This is a genomic window from Mycobacterium sp. IDUB_5, assembly GCF_055419565.1.
In genome coordinates this window covers 375,614-394,120 of the sequence record NZ_JBVAXX010000002.1, presented here as the reverse complement: position 1 = coordinate 394,120, position 18,507 = coordinate 375,614, and the positions used below count along the sequence as shown (strand labels likewise).

Below are 18,507 nucleotides of genomic sequence, written 5' to 3'. Positions count from 1 at the left end.
CCGCATCCGCGCGGGTACGGCGAATTCTCATGAGAGCAGTGACATGGCACGGCCGGCGCGATGTGCGCGTCGACACCGTAGACGACCCCCGCATCGAGGAACCGACGGACGCGATCATCGAGGTGACGTCCACCAACATCTGCGGTTCCGATCTGCACCTCTACGAGGTGCTCGGCGCATTCATGAACACCGGGGACATCCTCGGTCACGAGGCGATGGGAGTGGTGCGCGAGGTCGGCTCAGGCGTATCGAATCTCGCGGTCGGGGACCGCATCGTGGTGCCGTTTCAGATCTCCTGCGGTCACTGCTTCATGTGCGACCAGCAGCTCTACACACAGTGTGAGACCACGCAGGTCCGCGACCAGGGCATGGGTGCCGCACTGTTCGGCTACTCGGAGCTCTACGGCGAGGTACCCGGAGGGCAGGCCGAATATCTGCGCATCCCGCAGGCCCAGTTCACGCACATCAAAGTGCCTGAGGGGCCGCCCGATTCGCGCTTCGTCTACCTGTCCGACGTGCTGCCCACCGCATGGCAGGGTGTGGCCTACGCCGGCATTCCCGACGGCGGATCGGTGACGGTGCTCGGACTGGGGCCGATCGGCGACATGGCGGCCCGCATCGCCACCCATCTCGGGCACCGCGTGATCGCCGTCGACCGCGTTCCGGAGCGGCTGGCGCGAGCCACCGCGCGGGGTATCGAGACCATCGACATGGCCGGGCTCAGCGGCTCGGTCGGCGACGCGGTACGCGACCTGACCGATGGGCGGGGCACCGACTCGGTCATCGACGCGGTGGGAATGGAAGCGCATGGCTCACCGATCGCCCAGGCCGCGCAGACGGCTGCGGCGTTCCTGCCCGACTTCGTCGCGAAACCGTTCATGCAGAAGGCCGGCGTCGACCGGCTCGGCGCGCTGTACTCGGCGATCGACTGCGTGCGCCGCGGCGGGACGATCTCGCTGAGTGGCGTGTACGGCGGCATGGCCGACCCGATGCCGATGCTGACGCTGTTCGACAAGCAGATCCAGCTGCGGATGGGTCAGGCCAACGTCAAGAAATGGGTTGACGACATCATGCCGCTGCTGACCGACGGCGACCCGTTGGGCGTCGACTCGTTCGCCACTCACGTGCTGCCGCTCGATCAAGCGCCGCACGCCTACGACATCTTCCAGAAGAAGCAGGACGGCGCCGTGAAGGTGATCCTCAAGCCCTGAGTGGGTACCCCCGATCGCACGTATGGGTCGGCAACAAGGGGTACGTCGGGATGCGCCTGGCACGTAGCAAGCTGGACACGCCGGGGATCGTCCGCAAGCGGCGCGGCAAGGGCTTCGCCTACTACGGGCCCGACGGCGAACTACTGGCCGATCCCGATACGGCCCAGCGGATCAAGGACCTGGTCATCCCACCGGCGTGGAAGAACGTATGGATCAGCCCACGGCCGAACGGCCACATCCAGGCGGTGGGAACCGACGCTGCGGGCCGGCGGCAGTACCTGTATCACGAGCGATGGCAGCAGGAACGGGCTGAAGAGAAGTTCGACCGGGTGCTCGAGCTCTCGACGCGGTTGCCGGAGTGGCGGTCCCGCATCGCGCGGGACCTGGCTGGCCGCGGCTTGACCCGGGACCGTGTGCTCGCGCTGGCCCTGCAGCTGCTGGACCGGGGGTATTTCCGGGCCGGCGGTGAGCAGTCGGCCGAGGATTTCGAGCACTACGGCTTGGCGACCCTGCTGTGTGAACACGTCACCGTGAAGAAGAACGCGGTCGAATTCGACTACCCCGCCAAGAGCGGGGTGCAGCGCACCGTCGAGATCGACGACCCAGAGGTGGTGCGTGCGGTGCGGTCGTTGATGCGCCGCACAGAACGCACCGAGCGGCTGCTGGTGTGCCGCAGCGGAAACAGCGACTGGGTCGACGTCAAGGCCGACGATCTGAATGCGCGATTCAAAGAGATCGTCGGTGACGAATTCACCGTCAAGGACCTACGCACCTGGCACGGCACCGTGCTGGCCGCCGCGTCGTTCGCCGCCGCGAAGCCGCCCACCTCGAAGACCGCGATCAAGCGTGAGACGTCGGCGGTGATGAAAGAGGTATCGAGCGAGCTGGGTAACACCCCGGCCGTCGCGCGGGCCTCCTATGTCGATCCGAGGGTGGTCACCGGATACGAGAACGGGTTGACGATCGCCGCGGCGACCAAGCGGGCCGACACGATGCGCGACCTCGACAAGGCCCAGGAGCTGATGGAGAAGGCAACCCGCCAGCTGATCCGTCGGGTGGCGAGGGGAAAGTGATGTGTTTGGCAGTTGACGAGCGCGGAAAGCCTACATGCATCGTGCACAGTGAAGGAGGTCGCACACATGCCGAACTCGTCGATCAAGAACGAGAAGATGTACGAGGATCTTCGGCGCGAGGGCAACTCGAAAGAGAAGGCCGCACGGATTTCCAACGCCGCGGCAGCCCGGGGCGCGTCGGCTGTGGGTCGAAAAGGGGGCCGATCGGGCTCCTATGACGACTGGAAGGTCGACGAGCTCAAAGAACGCGCCAAAGAGCTTGGCCTCAGCGGGTATTCGCGAATGACCAAGGACAAACTGATCTCCGAACTACGGAGCCACTGACCCGTCTGCCGCCTCGAGCAGCGCCTGCGCCAGTCGGGCCGCCGGCGGGGTCATGCGACCGTTGGCTGGCGTGGCGAGATAGACCGACCACAGCACCGGCGTGGTCAGGTGGACCGTCCGTAGTGCGGGATACCGTGTGGCCTCGGAATGCGGCATGAACGCGGTGCCCAAACCGCTACTGACCAGGTCGGCAACGGCATGGAAGCCCGCCGGGACCTCGTACAGGGTTCGCGCTTGGCTCCCTGCAGCGTGAAAGGCGTCGTCGACCAGGCGGCGCAACCCGAAACCCGGAGGAAACCCGATCAGCTCTTCGTGGGCCAGGTCGCCGATCGCCACCTGCTGGCGGTTCGCGATTCGGTGGTCGTCGCGGCACACGAACACCAGTGGGTCGTCGAACAACTTCTGCAGCCTCAGTGCGGTGGGAAAGCGGTCAGGTACAGAGACCAGCGCCACGTCGAGTGAGCCTTCCAGAAGTGCAGACAGGTAGGTCGACGCGCCAGTCTGACTGAGCCGCAGTCGAAGTCGGACGTGCGGATGCTCGCGGTGGAAGTCGCCGAGGGCCTGCGCGACGTCCAGGGGACCGAAGGCGATCAGCGAACCGAATTCGACGGTCCCCATCAAGGTGCCCCGGAATTCAACGACGGAGTCGACGGCGGCCCGGCCGGCGCGCACCACCTCGTGCGCGTGGGTACGGAACCGTTCGCCCGCGGGGGTGAGGCTGATCTGCTGGCGGGAGCGATCGAACAGCGTCACCCCGAGCTCGCGTTCGAGTTTGCCCACTGACGTCGAGAGTGCGGATTGCACGACGCGCGCGCGCTCGGCGGCGCGGGTGAAGCTCATCTCCCCGGCGACCGCGAGGAAATGCTCGAGCTGACGGAACTCCATTCGCCCAACCTATCTCCATTGTTGATGACAATCATCCACAACAATCGTTGGCGTCGATCGCTCTCGAGCGCTGTGATGGGGTCATGAACGACAGCGTGAGCAGACGGCAGTTCGGATTCCTGGTGACGGCCGCGGCGGGCGCGGCGACGCTGGCCGCGGGTTCGTCCACCCCGGCCGGCGCCACTCCGCCGCCCGCACCCGCTCACCCGATCGGTCCCGTCCGGCAGATCACCGCCGGCGATCTCGACGTCGGCTACGTCGACGCCGGGCCTCGCGACGGCCGGCCCGTGGTCCTGTTGCACGGGTGGCCCTACGACATCCACAGCTACGCCGACGTGACCGCGATCCTCGCCGGGCAGGGCTTCCGTGTCATCGTGCCCTTCCTTCGCGGCTTCGGCAGCACCCGGTTCCGTTCGGAGCGCACCCCCCGCAACGGCCAGCAGGCCGCTTTGGCCCACGACGTCATCGCGCTGATGGATGTGCTTGGTATCCCTGCCGCCATCCTCGGTGGGTACGACTGGGGTGGTCGCACCGCCAACGTCGTCGCCGCACTGTGGCCGCAGCGGTGCACCGGACTCGTCGCGGTCAGCGGCTACATCATCGTGAACAGGGAGGCCAACCAGGCACCGCTCGCACCGCAGGCCGAATACGGCTGGTGGTACCAGTACTACTTCGCCACTGATCGGGGCGAACGCGGTTACCGAAGCAACACTTCAGATTTCAACAAACTGATCTGGCGCAACGCCTCGCCGCTGTGGCACTTCGACGAACCCACCTACGACCTTACGGCCGCCGCCTTCGCCAACCCAGACCACACCGACGTGGTCATCCACAACTACCGGTGGCGGTTGAGCCTGGCACAGGGAGAGCCTCGGTACGACGACGACGAACGACGTCTGGCCGCCACACCCGCCATCACGGTTCCGACGATCACCATCGGCTCCGACTTCGACGGCCCCGCCAAGGACGGCGCCACCTATCGCGCGCGCTACACCGGCCGCTACCAACACCGCGTCCTCGACGGCATCGGACACAACGTGCCGCAGGAGGCTCCCCGAGACTTCGCGGCGGCGATCGCCGACGTGACCCGACAGTGAGGACGATCATGACCACATCAACCCCGTTGGCCGGGCGCACCGCCCTGGTGACCGGTTCGACATCAGGACTCGGCGCGGGAATCGCCGCGACGCTGGCGAAAGCTGGTGCGCACGTCGTGATTACCGGACGCACCCGCAGTCGCGGTGAGGAGGTCGTCGCGAGTATCGAATCCTCCGGCGGTCGAGCCGCGTTCGTCGCCGCCGACTTCTCGAATCCCGCGCAGGCGGTCGCCGAAGTCGCGTCGCTGGCGACGGAGGCTGTCGGGGGTGTGCTCGACATCCTCGTCAACAACGTTGCCACGCTGGTGTTTCCGGCTCCGACGGCAGACGTCACCGCAGACGAGATCAGCGACGCATTCGCTGTCAGCGTCACCGCTCCGTTCTTGCTGACGGGTCTCGTCGCACCTGCGATGGCTGCGCGCGGTGAGGGCGCGATCGTCAACATCGGTTCGATCAGCGCACTGTTCGGTTCGTCGGGGTCAGCCCTCTACGGCGCCACCAAGGCGAGTGTGCACATCCTGACGAAGGCCTGGGCCGATGAGTACGGACCGTCCGGTGTGCGTGTGAACGCGGTGGCGCCCGGGCCCATCGCCACCGAACGCATGGTGGAGTTCGGTGACGCGGTGAATCCCGTTCTGGCCCGGGTACCGTCGAACCGGATGAGCACCATCGACGAAGTGGCTTCCGCGGTCCTGTTCCTCGCCGGACCGCATGCCTCGAACATCCACGGCGCGATCGTGACCGTCGACGGTGGATTCTCGGCGGTCTGAAGGAAAGGTGTTGCTGTGCATCACGTGATCACCGATCCGTTGGCCCGCCTGTTCGCTGCAACGGTCAACCCCTCTCCGAAGCCGGCGGTGCGCTTCCCCGGCATCGAGGCACACACGTCGCTGGTCGACATCCCCACGCGACACGGGCCGGTCGAGGCGACCGTGTACCGACCGGACCAGCGGGTGCATCACCCGCCGGTGTACGTCAACATCCACGGCGGGGGCTTCGTGGTCGGGCACCGCGAGCAAGACGATCCGTGGTGTCGGTACCTGGCCGCCGCCGCAGGAGTGGTGATCGTCAACACCGATTACCTGCTCGCCCCGCGGTATCGCTTTCCCGTTGCGGCGCAACAGGTCTACGACGTGGTGTGCTGGGTCGCCGACGAGGCCCGGGACTGGGATGGCGCACGGTTGTCGGTGGGTGGCCAGAGTGCGGGCGGCAATCTCGCCGCGGCGGCAGCGCGCCAAGCGCTCGAGGACGGAGGCCCTGCGATCGGACTGCAGGTGTTGCACTATCCGCCGTTGGATCTCATCACCGCGGTGAAGGACAAGCCGTCACCATTGGGTGCGCGGGCGGTGATGAAACCGTGGATGGGGCAGGTGTTCGACAACGCCTATGTGCCTGACCGGCTCCGACGCCGCGACCGGCTGGTGTCACCCGCCTGGGGCGCGAATGCCGACGACATCGATGGCATCGCGCCCGCGGTGGTGGTCACCGCGGAGTACGACCGGTTACGCGACGAGGCGCGGTGGTACTCCGACCGTCTGGCTGCGGTGGGGTCGCTGGTCGACTACATCGAAGTGCCCGGAGTCGACCACGGGTACAACATCATGAGCGAGGCCGCGTCGGTCACGGAGCGGGTATACGCCCAGATCGCCGAGCACGTCGCACGCGTCGGGGCCCGCTAGCCCTGCTGGGCGCGCGCCTCTGCGCCGGACTCCTCGGTGTCGATGTCGTCATCGGAGCCGGCGCGTCCGACGTATGGGCCATCGGCCTGATCATCGTCGTTCTCACTGGCGCGTGAACCGGCCACCTTGGAGTCGGGCTCGACGTCGGACTCGGCCTTCTCGGACTCCGGATTGCTCATCTGTGCCTCCTGATCGGTTTCGCACGGCATGCCCGGACGGCCCGTGACCAAACCCCCGCGAACGATGACTGAGTTGTGACCGGCTGTCGATCATCGTTTGGTGGGTAGACCCTCGGGTATCGCTTCTCCATGGTCACGCGGCGGCTCGTTGCTGCGTACCCGACACGATGACCAGCGACAACGGGCTGTGCGGCGCACCCGTCCCGATTTTCGCCCGTCGAGTGAGAGGAGTGAACATGCCGAACACCTCAAGAGATCCCGTCGACCACGCCCGCACGAACCGCCAGTTCGCCGGCGAAACGATGAAGGCAGGAAAGAACGCGCTGGGCCTGATCGGTGTCGGCCTCGGGGTGTTGTCGCTGGTGATCGCCCTGTTCTCGTTCGCCAACGGCTCGCGGACCACGGGAGTGGTCGCGGTAATCCTGGCTGTCGTGCTGGCAGGTGCCGGATTCGCGTGGCTCACGTTCCGGCACCGCAAGGTCGTGCAGAAGACGGTGGAGTGGCACCGGGAGCATCCCGAGGTGCCATACGAGCCGCCCACGAGCTGAGGGTCAGCGCCCAGAGGTGAAGCGTTGCAGGAACTGTCGCGTGCGCTCTTCGCGTGGCGTATCCAATACTGCTGCAGCTGAGCCTGATTCGACGATCTGACCGCCGTCGAGGAAGCACACGGTGTCGGCTACGTCGCGGGCGAAGGCCATCTCGTGGGTGGCCATCACGATCGTCGCCCCGGACGCCGCGAGTTCTCCGACGAGGGTGAGCACTTCGCCGACCAGCTCAGGGTCGAGCGCGCTCGTGATCTCATCCAGCAGAAGCAGTTTCGGCTCGTAGGCCAGTGCGCGGGCAATGGCGACACGCTGCTGCTGGCCGCCCGAGAGCTTGTCGGGATAGGACGTCGCGTGTGACTCCATGCCGACCCGGGTCAGTAGTTCGCGTGCCCGCTGCTCGGCCTCGCGCTTGCTGCTGCCGTGCACCACCCGCGGGGCAAGGGCGACGTTGCCCAGCGCGGTCATGTGCGGGAACAGGTTGAATGACTGGAACACCATCCCCACGGCTTGGCGCGCCTCTTCGGCGTTGATCCGCGGATCGCTGATATCGCGGCCGCTCAGCAGAATCCGGCCGTCGTCGATGTCTTCGAGCAGATCGATGCACCGCAGTAGCGTCGACTTTCCCGACCCGGACGCGCCGATCAGCACCACCACCTCGTGCTCAGCCACGTCCAGGTCGACCCCGGCGAGCACCGTCCGGTCGTTGTACGCCTTGACCAGGCCCTGCACCTGGAGCAGCGGACTCACAGGGCGCCCTGCCGTGTCGCCGACCGGCGCGCGACCCAGTCGGCCAACCTCGCAGACGGCACCGCAAGCGCGACGAACAGCAGACCGGCCACCACGTACGGGGTGAAGTTGTAGGTGGTAGCGGACTGGATCTGCGCGGCGCGCACAGCGTCGACGGCGCCCAGCACGGAGATCAGACCACAGTCTTTCTGGAGCGCGACGAAGTCGTTGAGCAGCGCCGGGGTCACGCGGCGGGTGGCTTGCGGAAGAACGACCAGGCGCATGGTCTGGCGATACGTCAGGCCCAGCGATCGTGCCGCGGCGAACTGCGAGGGATGCACCGATTCGATGCCGGCCCGCAGAACCTCGGCGACGTAGGCCGAATAGACCAGGACCAGAGCGAGGCCGCCGAGGATCACGGGGCTGGTCGGCAGGCCGGTGAGGCGCAGACCCGGCAGGCCGAAGCCGACGAGGTACAGGCAGATCAGCAGCGGGAGACCACGGAACAGGTCGACGTAGCCGGTGGCCATGGCGCGCAGCGGGAACCACACGGGCCCGCGCAGGGTGCGCAGAGCAGCGAGGGTGAGGCCCACGATGAGCACGAGGATCTGGCAGACGATGAGCACGCGGATGTTCAGCCACAGGCCGTTCAGCAGGGCGGGCAGGCTGTCCCAGCCGATGCGTAAGTTGAAGAACGAATCGCGCACCCGCGGCCAGCCCGGCGCCGACGTCACGGCGAACAGCAGAACCGCGGCGAACACCAGCGTCGAGAGCAGCGCCACCAGCGTCGAGCGGCGCGCCCGCGCCTGCCGGTAGGCGACGCGGTCGATGCCGACGGTCGTCACGACAGGACCGGTGCGTTCCCCGCCTGAGCGAGCCAGGTCTTCTGCAGCTCTGCGAGCTCGCCGCGCTCACGGAGTTGGTCCACGGCACGGGAGACGCAGGCCGTCAACGGGCTTCCCTTGTCGAGGACGATGCCGAACTGCTCGGGCTTGTCCGAGCCGGCGGGCAGCTGGCCGACGATCTTGCCGTCGGTCAGCTCGGCCTGGATCTGGAAGGCGGTGGGCAGGTCGACGACGAGACCGTCGATCTGGCCGTTGGCGAGCGCGGCCTTGGCGTCGTCGTTGTTGTTGAACACGGCGACGCCGGGGTCGATCTTCTGCGCGGCGGTGTAGCTCGTGGAGCCCACCTGCGCGCCGAGCTTGAGCCCCTTGAGGCCGTCGACGGTGGTGACATTGGCTGCGGGAGAGGACTTCAGCGCGACGACAGTCTGGGTGACGTCGTAGTAGGGGGAGGAGAAGTCGACGGCCTGCTTGCGTTCGTCGGTAATGGAGAACTCGTTGAGATCGGCGTCGAACTGCTTGGGACCGGGCGCGATCGCGGCGTTGAACGGGACGCGAATCCAGGTGACGTTCTCCTTCGCGTAGCCGAGTTCGTTCGCGACGGCGTAGGCGACGGCCGACTCGAAACCCTTGCCGTTCGTGGGGTCGTCGCTGTCGAACCACGGGGCGTAGGCCGGCTGGTCGGTGGCGAAGGTGAAGGTGCCCGGCTTCAGGGTCGTCAGGTTGTCCTTGGTGCAGGTGTCGGCGCTGGCCGAGGCGGACGACGAGGCGGCGGGCTGCTCGTCGGCCGGGGCGCAGGCCGTCATGGCCGCGGGGACGAGAGCGAGCGCGCAGAGGACACCAGTGAGGCGATGCATGCGCGGCATCATCGCGCATTCGGCCGCCGGACGCTACGGATCGGCTCCAGCTGATCGGTTCGGCGCGGCTCAGCCGTGCCGACGCCGGTACTCCGCAGCCGCACCCGGATGCAGCGGAACAGTGCCGGTCTGGATCAACGACTGCGCGTCAAGGAACTGACTTCCGATCGCCTGCGCCGGTACGAGTGACGACGGATCGTCGAGAAGGACGTCGACCATTCCGGCGACGAGCGGGTCGGCGACATCGCGGCGGGCCAGCAGCAGGTTGGCCACGCCCACGGTGGTGACGGCGGGGTGCGAGCCGTACACGTTGGCCGGCACCGAAACCGGTTCGTAGATGGTGCCGTATCGCTGCCGCAGGGCCCCGACCACCGGCCCGAGGTCGAGCAACCTGATGTCGGCCTTGGCAGCAGCGAAGGCCGGGGTGGGCAGGCCACCCGCCCACATCGCCGCGTCCACCTCACCTGCGGCGAGTTGTGCTGCGGCACTCTGCATCGACTGCTCCACCCGGCGTGCCTGCCCGGAGATCCCGACGATGTCGAGCACTCGGGTCGACAGCGTGATGGCACCCGATCCCGGTGCACCGATGCTGACGACGCGGCCCGCTAACTGCTCCGGTGTGGTGACAGGGGAGTCGCCGCGGACCGCGACCTGGAAGTAGTTCTCGTAGACGCGGCCGATGGCGGTTAGGTCGTCGGCGACGGCGAGGTCTTGGGCGATGTCACCGAGGCTCATGGCCAGGTCGGCGCGGCCGGACCGCAGCATCTGCAGGTTCGCGATCGAGCCGCCGCTCTGCAGCGGCTCGAGGGTCGCGATGTTCGACCGGCCCGCGGCGGCGGCGAGTAGACCCGAGAATTCCCAGAAGAATCCGCCGAGCTCCCCGGCGGCGAGCCGAGCACGAGGTTCACCGGTGCTGCGGCACGATGCGGCCGCGAGCGCGACCGGCAACAGCGCGATGCCCCGCATGACGGACCTGCGGTCCATCAGCGGGGACATCGACGTCATAACCGGCCAGCGTAGAGACTCAGACGAAGGCGCGGCCCTGTTCGCGGTCCAGGGCTGTCTCCGACTTATTCTTCAACACGAACAGGTACACCAGCAGCGAGATGGCCACCACGACGGTGACGTAGAGGATGAACCACCCGACGTGGCCGCCGCCCTTGGCCGCCTGGTAGATCAGCGGCGCTGTGCCGCCGAACGCGGAGTTGGCCAGTGCGTAACCGAGACCGACACCGAGCGCGCGGATGTGGGACGGGAACAGTTCGGCCTTCACGATGGCGTTGATCGACGTGTAACCGGTCAAGATGATGTAGCCGACGCACACCAGCGTCAATGCCGTTGCCCACGAGGTGGTTTGAGGAAGGTAGGTGATCAGCACGTAGGTGTAGACGAGCGCGCCGACGCCGAAGAACACCAGCAGTGGCTTGCGGCCGACCTTGTCGCTGATCAATCCGCCGATCGGCTGGATGAGCATCAGGAAGGTCAGGCCGGCCAGATTGATCCACGTCGCGGTCATGCCCTGGTCCTCGAACGTCGACTTCACGATCGCCGGAGCGTTGACGCTGTAGGTGTAGAACGCGATGGTGCCGCCGATGGTGACCAGGAAGCAGGTCAGCAGCGCCCGCCAATGTGCCGTCATCAGCTCGCGCATCGAACCCGAACCCTGATCGTCACCGCGGCGAATGGCCTCGAGCTGTTCAGGGGTCAGTGACTCGTCCATGCTTCGGCGCAACCAGAAGACCACCACCGCAGCCACACCGCCGATGAGAAACGCGATGCGCCAACCGAACTCCTGGATCTGCTCTCGGGTGAGGAACGTCTGCATCACCAGCAGCGTCAGCTGGGCCAGCACGTGCCCGCCCACCAGCGTCACGTACTGGAAGGAGGAGAAGAAGCCGCGCCGTTCGCGGGTGGCCGCCTCGGACATGTAGGTCGCCGAGGCGCCGTACTCACCGCCGGTGGCGAAGCCTTGGACCAGGCGGCACAGCACGAGGATCACTGCGGCCCACACGCCGATGCTCTCCCGGCCCGGGGTCAGCGCGATCACCAGGGAGCACGCGGCCATCAGCGAAACGCTGAACGTCAGCGCAGCGCGTCGGCCGCGTCGGTCGGCGAATCGGCCGAAGAACCACGAGCCGACGGGGCGCATCAGGAACGTGACTGCGAAGATGCCGTACACGTAGAGGGTCGAGTTCTTGTCCGCCGAATCGAAGAACTGACTTTCGAAATAGGTGGCGGATACGGTGTAGACGTAGACGTCGTACCACTCGACGAGGTTGCCCGAGGACCCGCGCAACGTGTTGAGAACGGCTCGCCGCGTGGCGGCCCGCGACGATGTGGGAGCCGGCGATGCGGCCCCGTCAGGGTGGGGGTCTCGCGTGGTCGAGTAGGTCATGGCTGTGCCTCCTTGTCCGTGAGCGGCGGCGCCTGACCCGTGGTCGACATCGCCGTCGTGTCTTCACTGTGAAGGCAGTCACAGCCCGTGTGGAAGGCGCGGCGGCGAACCCTAACAGTCCCTTAGGACGGAAGTTCCGCGTCGGTGGACGGGCCCTCAGCCCAGGGCAGACGCAGCTCGATGCGCAGCCCGCCGGTGTCGCTGGCGCTCACCTGGAAGTCTCCGCCCGCACGCTCGGTGAGGGCGCGGGCGATGGACAGCCCGAGTCCGGTGCCTTGGCCCACGGTGTTCGTGGCGCGGAAGAACCGGGTGGCGATCAACGGCAGATCCTCCTCGGACACGCCGGGACCGTCGTCGTCGACCCAGAGGGCGATCTGGTTGCCGTCACGGCGAGCGCCGATGTCGAGGTGGGCGCCCGAGCCGGCGTACTTGACGGCATTGCTCAGTGCGGTGTCGAGGATCTGGGTGAGGTCGGTGTCGGGGATGTGTGCGTACAGTCCCTCGGGCGCGGTCACGGTGGCGTCGATGGCGGAGTCCACCAGGGAGGTCGACCAGAAGTCGTGGCGTTCGGTGAGGACGGCCCCGACGTCGGCGGCGGCGAATTCGTCGTCGTGGCGTGTCTCGGCGCTGGCCAGTGCGAGCAGATCGGCGACGATGCCTTCCAGGCGGTCGACCTCGACCGTGGTCTTGCGGTGGGCAGCTGCGGCAGATTCCGGGACCGCCATGCCGAGGGTGTCGAGCCGAATACGCAACGCGGCCAACGGGTTGCGCAGCGCGTGTGCGGAGTCGGCGACGAAGCGCCGCTGCGCCGAGGCGGCAGCCTCCACGTCACGTGCCGTGGTGTCGAAGGCTGCCGAGAGGTGACGCACCTCTTCCGGACCGGCGTAGCGAGCTTTGCCGTTGTCGGGGTGGGCGGCCGCGGGGGCGGGTTCGAGGACGCGGTTCGTCAGGGCGGACACCCGGGCGGCGAGGTCGGTCAGTGGTCGAACGGTCCAGCGTGACAGCGCAACTGCGATCAGGGATGCGACGACGAGAAGCGCTCCGGCGCCGGCGACGATGGTCAACCAGGCCCTGGTGACGTCCTTCTTCGCCGCGGCCGTGGAGGCCGTGAGGACCACGGCGCCGTCGACCTGGGTGCCGGTGCCCACCGGGACGGCCACCAGGACGTCCGACGGCGACCACGGCGTCACCGATTCGGGGACACGGCTGCGCTGGTTGCGCAGAGCTTCCGAGACCGCGTCGGCGATGTTCTCCTGAGAGCCGGTGACCCCGGCGGCGGCCCGCGAGGTGCCGTCGCGACCGACGACCACGACGGGTTCGCCGTAGAGGCTGTAGTACCGGTCGACAGCCTGCTGCAGATCGACGGCGTGCGAATCATCCTGCCGGGCAGCCAGATCAGCGAAGTAAGCAGCGGCGGAGAACCTGCTCTCGCTGAACCGTTGCAGCCGTTCGCGGCTCAGCGTGACGGCGAGCGGAATCGCGAGCCCGACGACGGCGATGGTGGAGTAGATGACGAGCACCAGCAAGACGCGACGCCACACCTCAGCAACTCCACCGGTAGCCGTAGCCGCGGATGGTCGCGATGGCGTCGGGGCGGGCGAGTTTGGCGCGAAGAGAAGTCATGTGGACGTCGAGGCTGCGCGAGATCGCGACGTACGCGTCACCCCAGATGGCGTCCATCAGTTCCTGGCGGCTGACGGCTTCACCGCGGCGGGCCACCAGGTAGGCCAGTACGTCGAACTCCTTGGGAGCCAGCGAGATCTCCTCGCCGGCGACCTCGACGCGGCGGGCGTTGAGGTCGACGGTGATGTCTCCGGCCTCTACGAGCTCGGGTTCGGGTTCGTCTGCGATACGTCGACGGGCGGCGACCTCGATGCGGGCGCGCAGCTCGCCCAGGCGGGCGGGTTTGACGACGTAGTCGTCGGCGCCGGTGCGCAGGGCACGTACGACGGAGCGTTCGTCGTCGCGGGCGGTCAGGACGACGACGGGGATGTGGCTGACGGCGCGCAGCTGCCGCAGGACGGTCAGCCCATCAGCATCGGGCAGGCCGAGGTCGAGGAGGGCGAGGTCGACATCGCGATGGCCGAGCAGCAGATCGGCTCCGCGGCGCATGCGGATCGGAGAGTGTCCGACCTCGGCGAGGGCGTCGACGAGCGCCTCACCGACGCCGTCGTCGTCCTCCACCACCGCGATGCGCATCAGCGACAACGGTACGACAGCGGCAGTCGGCGGTGGCCCTCGTTGGCGTTCTGGCGGCGTGCTGGATCAGGCCGGGACTGACGTCCGCATCGACGCCGTCACCCGCCCGAGGATCCTCGTCCGCCAGACTCGCGGAAGGAACGCGAGCGACCACGTCAGGAATTTCGCTCGGGCACCCGGGATGACAGTGGCGCGGCGGCCGAGCGCGGCCAGGGCCGCGGCCGCGACGACGTCGGGTGACGTGGCCGACGACATCGTCATGCCGGCACGTGCTGCAAATCCGGTGTGTACCGGACCCGGCGCGACCGACAGGACATCGACACCGTGCGGGGCGAGCTCGGCGTGCAGGCCCTCGGCGAGTGCTTGCACGTACGCTTTCGTCGCCGCGTAGTTGGCCTGTCCAGGTACCCCCTGCCATCCCAGGATCGAACCGAACAGCACGATGCCGCCTCGTCCGCACTCGACCATCCGGGCGGCGAAGAACCGCGAGAGTTCAGCCACCGCACAGACGTTGACGGCGATCATGTCGTCTTCGGCGGCGGAGTCCGCGTCAGCGAGCTGTCCGGTCGTGCCAAAACCTGCTGCCAGAACAGTCAATCCGATATCGAGTCCGTCGACGGACTCTTCGAGCTCGGCGACGCCGGCGGGATCTCCGAGATCGACGGCCACGATCCGTGTCTGGATGCCGTGCTGGGCTCCGAGCTCGTCGGCCACGCCGCGCAGCCTCTCGATGTGCCGCGCGGCGAGCACGAGGTGGATGCCCTCGCGGGCGAGGCGGTGCGCCATCGCGCGGCCGATGCCATCGCTGGCTCCCGTCACGACCGCCCACGGTCCGTACTTCTCGATGCGGCTCATGACCGCTCCTTCAGCGGATGCGAGGGGAGGGCGAGAATCACGAAGAGTGCTCCCGCGAGGCACACCCCGCTCGCGGTGAGGCACCCCGCGCTCAGGCCGGACAGGAATGCGTCGGCGACGGCGCCGCGAACGGGGCCGGCGACCGGCGCGGGGGACTGCGCCGCGACAGCAAGGCCTTGCGCGAGGCCTTCTCCGGCAATGGCGCGGATGGGTTCCGGCAATATCTGCACGGCCGCAGCGTCATTCAGTCGGGTGAGGTACAGCGTCGAGAAAATGCTGCCGAGCACGGCGACACCGAGGGTGCCTCCCACCTGGCGGGTCGCGTCGTTGACGGCCGACCCGGCGCCGGCCTGCTCGGGACGTACGACACCCATGATGGACTCGGTCGCCGGCGCACTGGTCAGGCCGAGTCCGCCGCCGAGAAGCAGCATCTGGGCTGCCATCTCCGGATAGCCAATACTCAGGTCGGCGGCGCTGATCCAGGCGAACGATGCGGCCATCAGGACCAGGCCCAGCGCCACAATGACTTTGGTGCCGATGCGGCCGACGGCGAGCCGGGTGCCGAGCACCGAACCGACGGCGATCGACAGCGCCACCGGCAGTATCCGTACGCCGGTCTCCAGCGGGCCGAAGCCCTGCAGCAGTTGCATGAACTGTGTGATCAGGAAGATGAAGCCGAACAGTGCGAAGAACGTCACGGTGACCGCTCCGCTGGCCGCGCTGAAGCGCAGGTTGGTGAAAAGGCTGACGTCGATGAGCGGTTCGGTTTGGCGGCGCTCCCAGATTGTGAAGGCGATGGCAGCGAGGATGGCCACGGCGAAGCCGGCGAGAGTCGGAAGCGAGGTCCAGCCACGCTCGGGTGCCTCGATGATCGTGTAGACGAGTGCAGCGAGCATGACAACGGACAGGAGCAGTCCGCCGCGATCGAGGCGCGACGACGCGTCAGCTTTCGCGGCGGGGATCACGAGGGGCGCTGCGACGGCCGCTGCGAGAGCGATCGGGGCGAGCGCGAGGAACAGGCTGCCCCACCAGAACACTTCGAGCAGAGCGCCGCCGAGGATCGGGCCGATGGCCACGCCGAGGCCGGTGACGGCGCCCCACAGCCCGATCGCTGCAGCGCGTTGGCGGGGGTCGCGGAAGGTGTCGGTGATGATCGCCAGCGTGGTGGGGTAGATCATCGCCGAGGCCACGCCCATCACCACCCGCATCGCGATGAGTTCGCTGGTGGTGGTGCACAGTGCCGCGCCGATGCTAGCTACCGCGAAGAGGACGAGGCCGGCGATCAGCGTGCGGCGGCGGCCGAATTTGTCGCCGATGGTGCCCCCGGCCAGGACCAGTGCTGCGAACGCCAGGTTGTAGGCGTCGACGATCCACTGAAGGCCGCGCGTTGATGCGTCGAGGGACGAATTCAGCGTGGGGAGAGCGACATTGACGATGGTGGTCTCGATGTTGATCGCCAGAGCGGCGACGAGGACGACCGCCAGCACTGCGCCGGGTCGGACACGTTTCAACCGGTGGGAGGCCGTGGAACGGTCCAGCGTGTGAGAAGCCATGGAAGAGCCGCCTTATGTTGACGCGGATAACTTTGTCGAGCATGGCAGTGGAAGTTATCGATGTCAACATCAAGCGGTGGGTGGCTAGCGGAGGCCCGCCCCGATGACTTCGAGCAGGCGGTCGGTGATCACGTTCTTGCGTGCGTCGTCGGTCGTCGCCAACGGTCCGTCGAGATAGAGGACGGAGAGGCCGTGAACCGAGGCCCACGCGGCTTCGTCCAGCCCGTCGCGCTTGCGCTCGTCGAGGAGGCCGACAGTCACGAGGTCGTCGATGCAGCCGCTGAGGATGCGGAATGGATGGCGACTCATTGGGATGACGTCGTCGGTGCGGGTCGGCCCGCCGGGGGTGAACGCGGCGCGGAACAGGCCCGGTTCGGCGAGCGCGAAATCGACATAGGCCTGACCGGTCGCGCGCAGCCGGGCCAGGGCGCGGGGACCGCGGGGTCCGCGATTGGGTACTTGGGATAGCGCGTTTAGCATCTCGTCGCCGAGAAGGCCCATCGCGTACTCCTTGACGGCGGCGAGAAGTGCGTGACGGTCGGAGTAATGCCGGTATGCCGCAGCATTACTCACACCGACGGCGCGCTGGACGTCGCGCATGACGACGGCGTCGGGGCCGCCGACGCGGGCGAGTTCGACGGCCTGCTCGAGCAAGGCCTGACGCAGATTGCCGTGGTGATACGAGCTCGCCGCCATGTTGACCAGTCTTACATCGGAGCGCGCCATCAAGGCCAAAGGCGGCCTGAAGTATGTTCTGAAGGCATACGCCCCCATAGCCCAATTGGCAGAGGCAGCGGACTTAAAATCCGCACAGTGTCGGTTCGAGTCCGACTGGGGGCACTCTATTTGTCCTGCTGAGAGGCTATTTCTTTGCGAGGCGCTCGCTCGGCGGACCGAAAAACCCGGTGAAATCCCGGTGGCCAGGCGGCGATGCCCGCCGCTAGCTAACCTGCGCCTCTGCTCTCGATGGTGGGTCGCTTGCCGGTGCGGCTGAGTAGCGGAACCTTGTAGGCGCGCATAGCCGTAGCCACGTCTTTCAACCCCTCCGTGCTGCCGGTTTTGATCACTACGAACGACATGAACGCGAGGTAAGCGAGGAAGCAGAGACCAGCCGTCACCGGCACAGCTGCCGCTGCCAACCCCAGCCACATCGCGGCCTCCACTAGTCTCTTGTTTCCTGGACTTAGTCGTCGCCGACCGGCGCTGCCGCGAACGCGTCGACAGTTGCGGGTTTCAGCAGGGCTTCCATCTTCGCCGCGACCTCGGCCATCTCTGCGACCATGGCGTAAATGGTGGGCGGCAGCGCCTTCGGGGTTCTGATGATAAACTCGATCTCGCCGCCGTCGATAGGCCAGCTTTGCCGTAACGCTGTAGGGGTGCCCAGCCGCTGGGGAGTTAGAGCGGCCTCGGCAATTGCGGCCTCACGCTCCAATTGTTCCAGCGGGGGAATCGGCGGCTTCGCATCAGGCACCCTGAAGGCCGCGTAGACGTCAGGCCGCTCTGACGGCGGTTCACTTGGGACGGGAACGCTTTCGCTGCGAGGGAGAAGCGTGACTTGATTCCCTTCGACAGTCGCCAATCCCGCGAAGACTGCACTTTCGACGAAAGAGTCGAGAAATTTGTCGGCCTGGTCGGTGGCTACCCCGTGCCGCATGACCACTACGGTCCTGAACCGCTGCAACTCTTGAGGGATGCTCTTCGCGCTGTCTTCGTAGAGCTGATCGAAGACCCGGCAAGACCTGAACGCCTCCAACAGAAGCGGTCGCGTTTCTTCGTTGGCTGCCCCCGCCAAGACCAGTTCTCTCGCGAGCTCGCTTAGTACTACGCGATCCTTCTCGCCGCGGACAATCAGACCCCAGTCCCGCAACGCCGCCAGCTTATTGCGAAAGGCTCCACTATTCGTAGTGGAGTGACCCATGTAAGCGGCAGCGGCATCTTGACTATGGTCCGCGCCGTGCTGGCCCATAGCGAGAATCGCCTCGACCGACGGTTCTAATGCGAGCTGCGGAAAACCGATACCGCGCTTCTTCGGCGCTACCGTGACTGTAGATGGCTGATCACTCATCCTGACCTCCTGTCGCCTTCAG

At 67.0% G+C, this 18,507-nt stretch carries 20 protein-coding genes and 1 tRNA gene; 8 read left to right on the top strand and 13 right to left on the bottom strand.

Features of this window, described 5'->3' with window-relative positions; all coding sequences use genetic code 11:
- Window positions 1–29: 29 nt before the first annotated feature.
- The 3 genes from ACZY1G_RS07015 to ACZY1G_RS07005 all read left to right on the top strand — a co-directional run bounded on the left by ACZY1G_RS07015 (window position 30) and on the right by ACZY1G_RS07005 (window position 2,608).
- Window positions 30–1,211: a zinc-dependent alcohol dehydrogenase gene (locus tag ACZY1G_RS07015; protein ID WP_463815319.1), complete on the top strand. Its 1,182-nt coding sequence runs from the start codon at window positions 30–32 to the stop codon at window positions 1,209–1,211.
- 50 nt (window positions 1,212–1,261) lie between these two features.
- Complete coding sequence (locus tag ACZY1G_RS07010) at window positions 1,262–2,284, top strand: DNA topoisomerase IB (protein ID WP_463815320.1); 1,023 nt, start codon at window positions 1,262–1,264, stop codon at window positions 2,282–2,284.
- Between the two features lie 66 nt (window positions 2,285–2,350).
- Window positions 2,351–2,608 carry a DUF7218 family protein gene (locus ACZY1G_RS07005; RefSeq protein WP_463815321.1) on the top strand — a complete coding sequence of 86 codons (258 nt, stop codon included), beginning with the start codon at window positions 2,351–2,353 and terminating at the stop codon, window positions 2,606–2,608.
- Here ACZY1G_RS07005 and ACZY1G_RS07000 read toward each other — a convergent pair.
- The gene (locus ACZY1G_RS07000; RefSeq protein WP_463821977.1) at window positions 2,594–3,493 is read right to left on the bottom strand and encodes a LysR family transcriptional regulator; all 900 of its coding nucleotides are present in this window, start codon (window positions 3,491–3,493) and stop codon (window positions 2,594–2,596) included. The two genes, ACZY1G_RS07005 and ACZY1G_RS07000, sit on opposite strands and share 15 nt — an antisense overlap.
- An 83-nt stretch (window positions 3,494–3,576) precedes the next feature.
- On the opposite strand from ACZY1G_RS07000, the gene ACZY1G_RS06995 reads away from it, so the two are divergent.
- The 3 genes from ACZY1G_RS06995 to ACZY1G_RS06985 all read left to right on the top strand — a co-directional run bounded on the left by ACZY1G_RS06995 (window position 3,577) and on the right by ACZY1G_RS06985 (window position 6,269).
- Window positions 3,577–4,590 (top strand): alpha/beta fold hydrolase, encoded by a 1,014-nt coding sequence (locus tag ACZY1G_RS06995; protein ID WP_463821976.1) that lies wholly within the window; start codon window positions 3,577–3,579, stop codon window positions 4,588–4,590.
- Between the two features lie 5 nt (window positions 4,591–4,595).
- Window positions 4,596–5,360 (top strand): SDR family NAD(P)-dependent oxidoreductase, encoded by a 765-nt coding sequence (locus ACZY1G_RS06990; RefSeq protein ID WP_463822220.1) that lies wholly within the window; start codon window positions 4,596–4,598, stop codon window positions 5,358–5,360.
- Window positions 5,361–5,447: 87 nt separating this feature from the next.
- Window positions 5,448–6,269 (top strand): alpha/beta hydrolase, encoded by an 822-nt coding sequence (locus ACZY1G_RS06985; protein ID WP_463822219.1) that lies wholly within the window; start codon window positions 5,448–5,450, stop codon window positions 6,267–6,269.
- Here the strand turns inward: ACZY1G_RS06985 and ACZY1G_RS06980 are convergent.
- Window positions 6,266–6,448, bottom strand: coding sequence for a hypothetical protein (locus ACZY1G_RS06980; protein WP_463821975.1), 183 nt, complete (start codon window positions 6,446–6,448; stop codon window positions 6,266–6,268). The two genes, ACZY1G_RS06985 and ACZY1G_RS06980, sit on opposite strands and share 4 nt — an antisense overlap.
- Window positions 6,449–6,684: 236 nt before the next feature.
- Here ACZY1G_RS06980 and ACZY1G_RS06975 point away from each other — a divergent pair, with 236 nt between their 5' ends.
- Window positions 6,685–6,996: a hypothetical protein gene (locus ACZY1G_RS06975; RefSeq protein ID WP_463815325.1), complete on the top strand. Its 312-nt coding sequence runs from the start codon at window positions 6,685–6,687 to the stop codon at window positions 6,994–6,996.
- 3 nt (window positions 6,997–6,999) lie between these two features.
- Here ACZY1G_RS06975 and ACZY1G_RS06970 read toward each other — a convergent pair whose 3' ends face one another.
- From ACZY1G_RS06970 to ACZY1G_RS06925, 10 genes are all read right to left on the bottom strand, one after another.
- Window positions 7,000–7,740 (bottom strand): amino acid ABC transporter ATP-binding protein, encoded by a 741-nt coding sequence (locus tag ACZY1G_RS06970; protein ID WP_463821974.1) that lies wholly within the window; start codon window positions 7,738–7,740, stop codon window positions 7,000–7,002.
- On the bottom strand, window positions 7,737–8,564 hold the full coding sequence (locus ACZY1G_RS06965) for an amino acid ABC transporter permease (protein WP_463821973.1): 828 nt from the start codon (window positions 8,562–8,564) through the stop codon (window positions 7,737–7,739). Before ACZY1G_RS06965 ends, ACZY1G_RS06970 begins: the two co-directional genes overlap by 4 nt.
- Complete coding sequence (locus ACZY1G_RS06960; RefSeq protein ID WP_463821972.1) at window positions 8,561–9,418, bottom strand: ABC transporter substrate-binding protein; 858 nt, start codon at window positions 9,416–9,418, stop codon at window positions 8,561–8,563. Before ACZY1G_RS06960 ends, ACZY1G_RS06965 begins: the two co-directional genes overlap by 4 nt.
- Window positions 9,419–9,487: 69 nt before the next feature.
- Window positions 9,488–10,423 (bottom strand): TAXI family TRAP transporter solute-binding subunit, encoded by a 936-nt coding sequence (locus ACZY1G_RS06955; protein WP_463821971.1) that lies wholly within the window; start codon window positions 10,421–10,423, stop codon window positions 9,488–9,490.
- 19 nt (window positions 10,424–10,442) lie between these two features.
- Window positions 10,443–11,813, bottom strand: a complete 1,371-nt coding sequence (locus tag ACZY1G_RS06950) for an MFS transporter (protein ID WP_463821970.1) — start codon at window positions 11,811–11,813, stop codon at window positions 10,443–10,445.
- Between the two features lie 122 nt (window positions 11,814–11,935).
- Entirely contained in the window at window positions 11,936–13,354 is a 1,419-nt protein-coding gene (locus tag ACZY1G_RS06945; RefSeq protein ID WP_463821969.1) for a sensor histidine kinase, read from the bottom strand.
- A 1-nt stretch (window position 13,355) separates the two neighbouring features.
- Window positions 13,356–14,012: a response regulator transcription factor gene (locus ACZY1G_RS06940; protein ID WP_463821968.1), complete on the bottom strand. Its 657-nt coding sequence runs from the start codon at window positions 14,010–14,012 to the stop codon at window positions 13,356–13,358.
- 66 nt (window positions 14,013–14,078) lie between these two features.
- The gene (locus ACZY1G_RS06935; RefSeq protein ID WP_463821967.1) at window positions 14,079–14,867 is read right to left on the bottom strand and encodes an SDR family NAD(P)-dependent oxidoreductase; all 789 of its coding nucleotides are present in this window, start codon (window positions 14,865–14,867) and stop codon (window positions 14,079–14,081) included.
- On the bottom strand, window positions 14,864–16,420 hold the full coding sequence (locus ACZY1G_RS06930) for an MFS transporter (RefSeq protein ID WP_463821966.1): 1,557 nt from the start codon (window positions 16,418–16,420) through the stop codon (window positions 14,864–14,866). The genes ACZY1G_RS06935 and ACZY1G_RS06930 overlap by 4 nt, the downstream gene beginning before the upstream one ends.
- Before the next feature lie 84 nt (window positions 16,421–16,504).
- Window positions 16,505–17,116 (bottom strand): TetR/AcrR family transcriptional regulator, encoded by a 612-nt coding sequence (locus ACZY1G_RS06925; protein ID WP_463821965.1) that lies wholly within the window; start codon window positions 17,114–17,116, stop codon window positions 16,505–16,507.
- Between the two features lie 70 nt (window positions 17,117–17,186).
- Here ACZY1G_RS06925 and ACZY1G_RS06920 point away from each other — a divergent pair.
- A tRNA-Leu gene (locus ACZY1G_RS06920) sits at window positions 17,187–17,260 on the top strand.
- Between the two features lie 343 nt (window positions 17,261–17,603).
- On the opposite strand, the gene ACZY1G_RS06915 is transcribed toward ACZY1G_RS06920, so the two are convergent.
- A complete protein-coding gene (locus ACZY1G_RS06915) occupies window positions 17,604–18,485 on the bottom strand; it encodes a hypothetical protein (protein WP_463821964.1) in 882 nt (293 codons plus the stop codon).
- Between the last annotated feature and the right edge of the window lie 22 nt (window positions 18,486–18,507).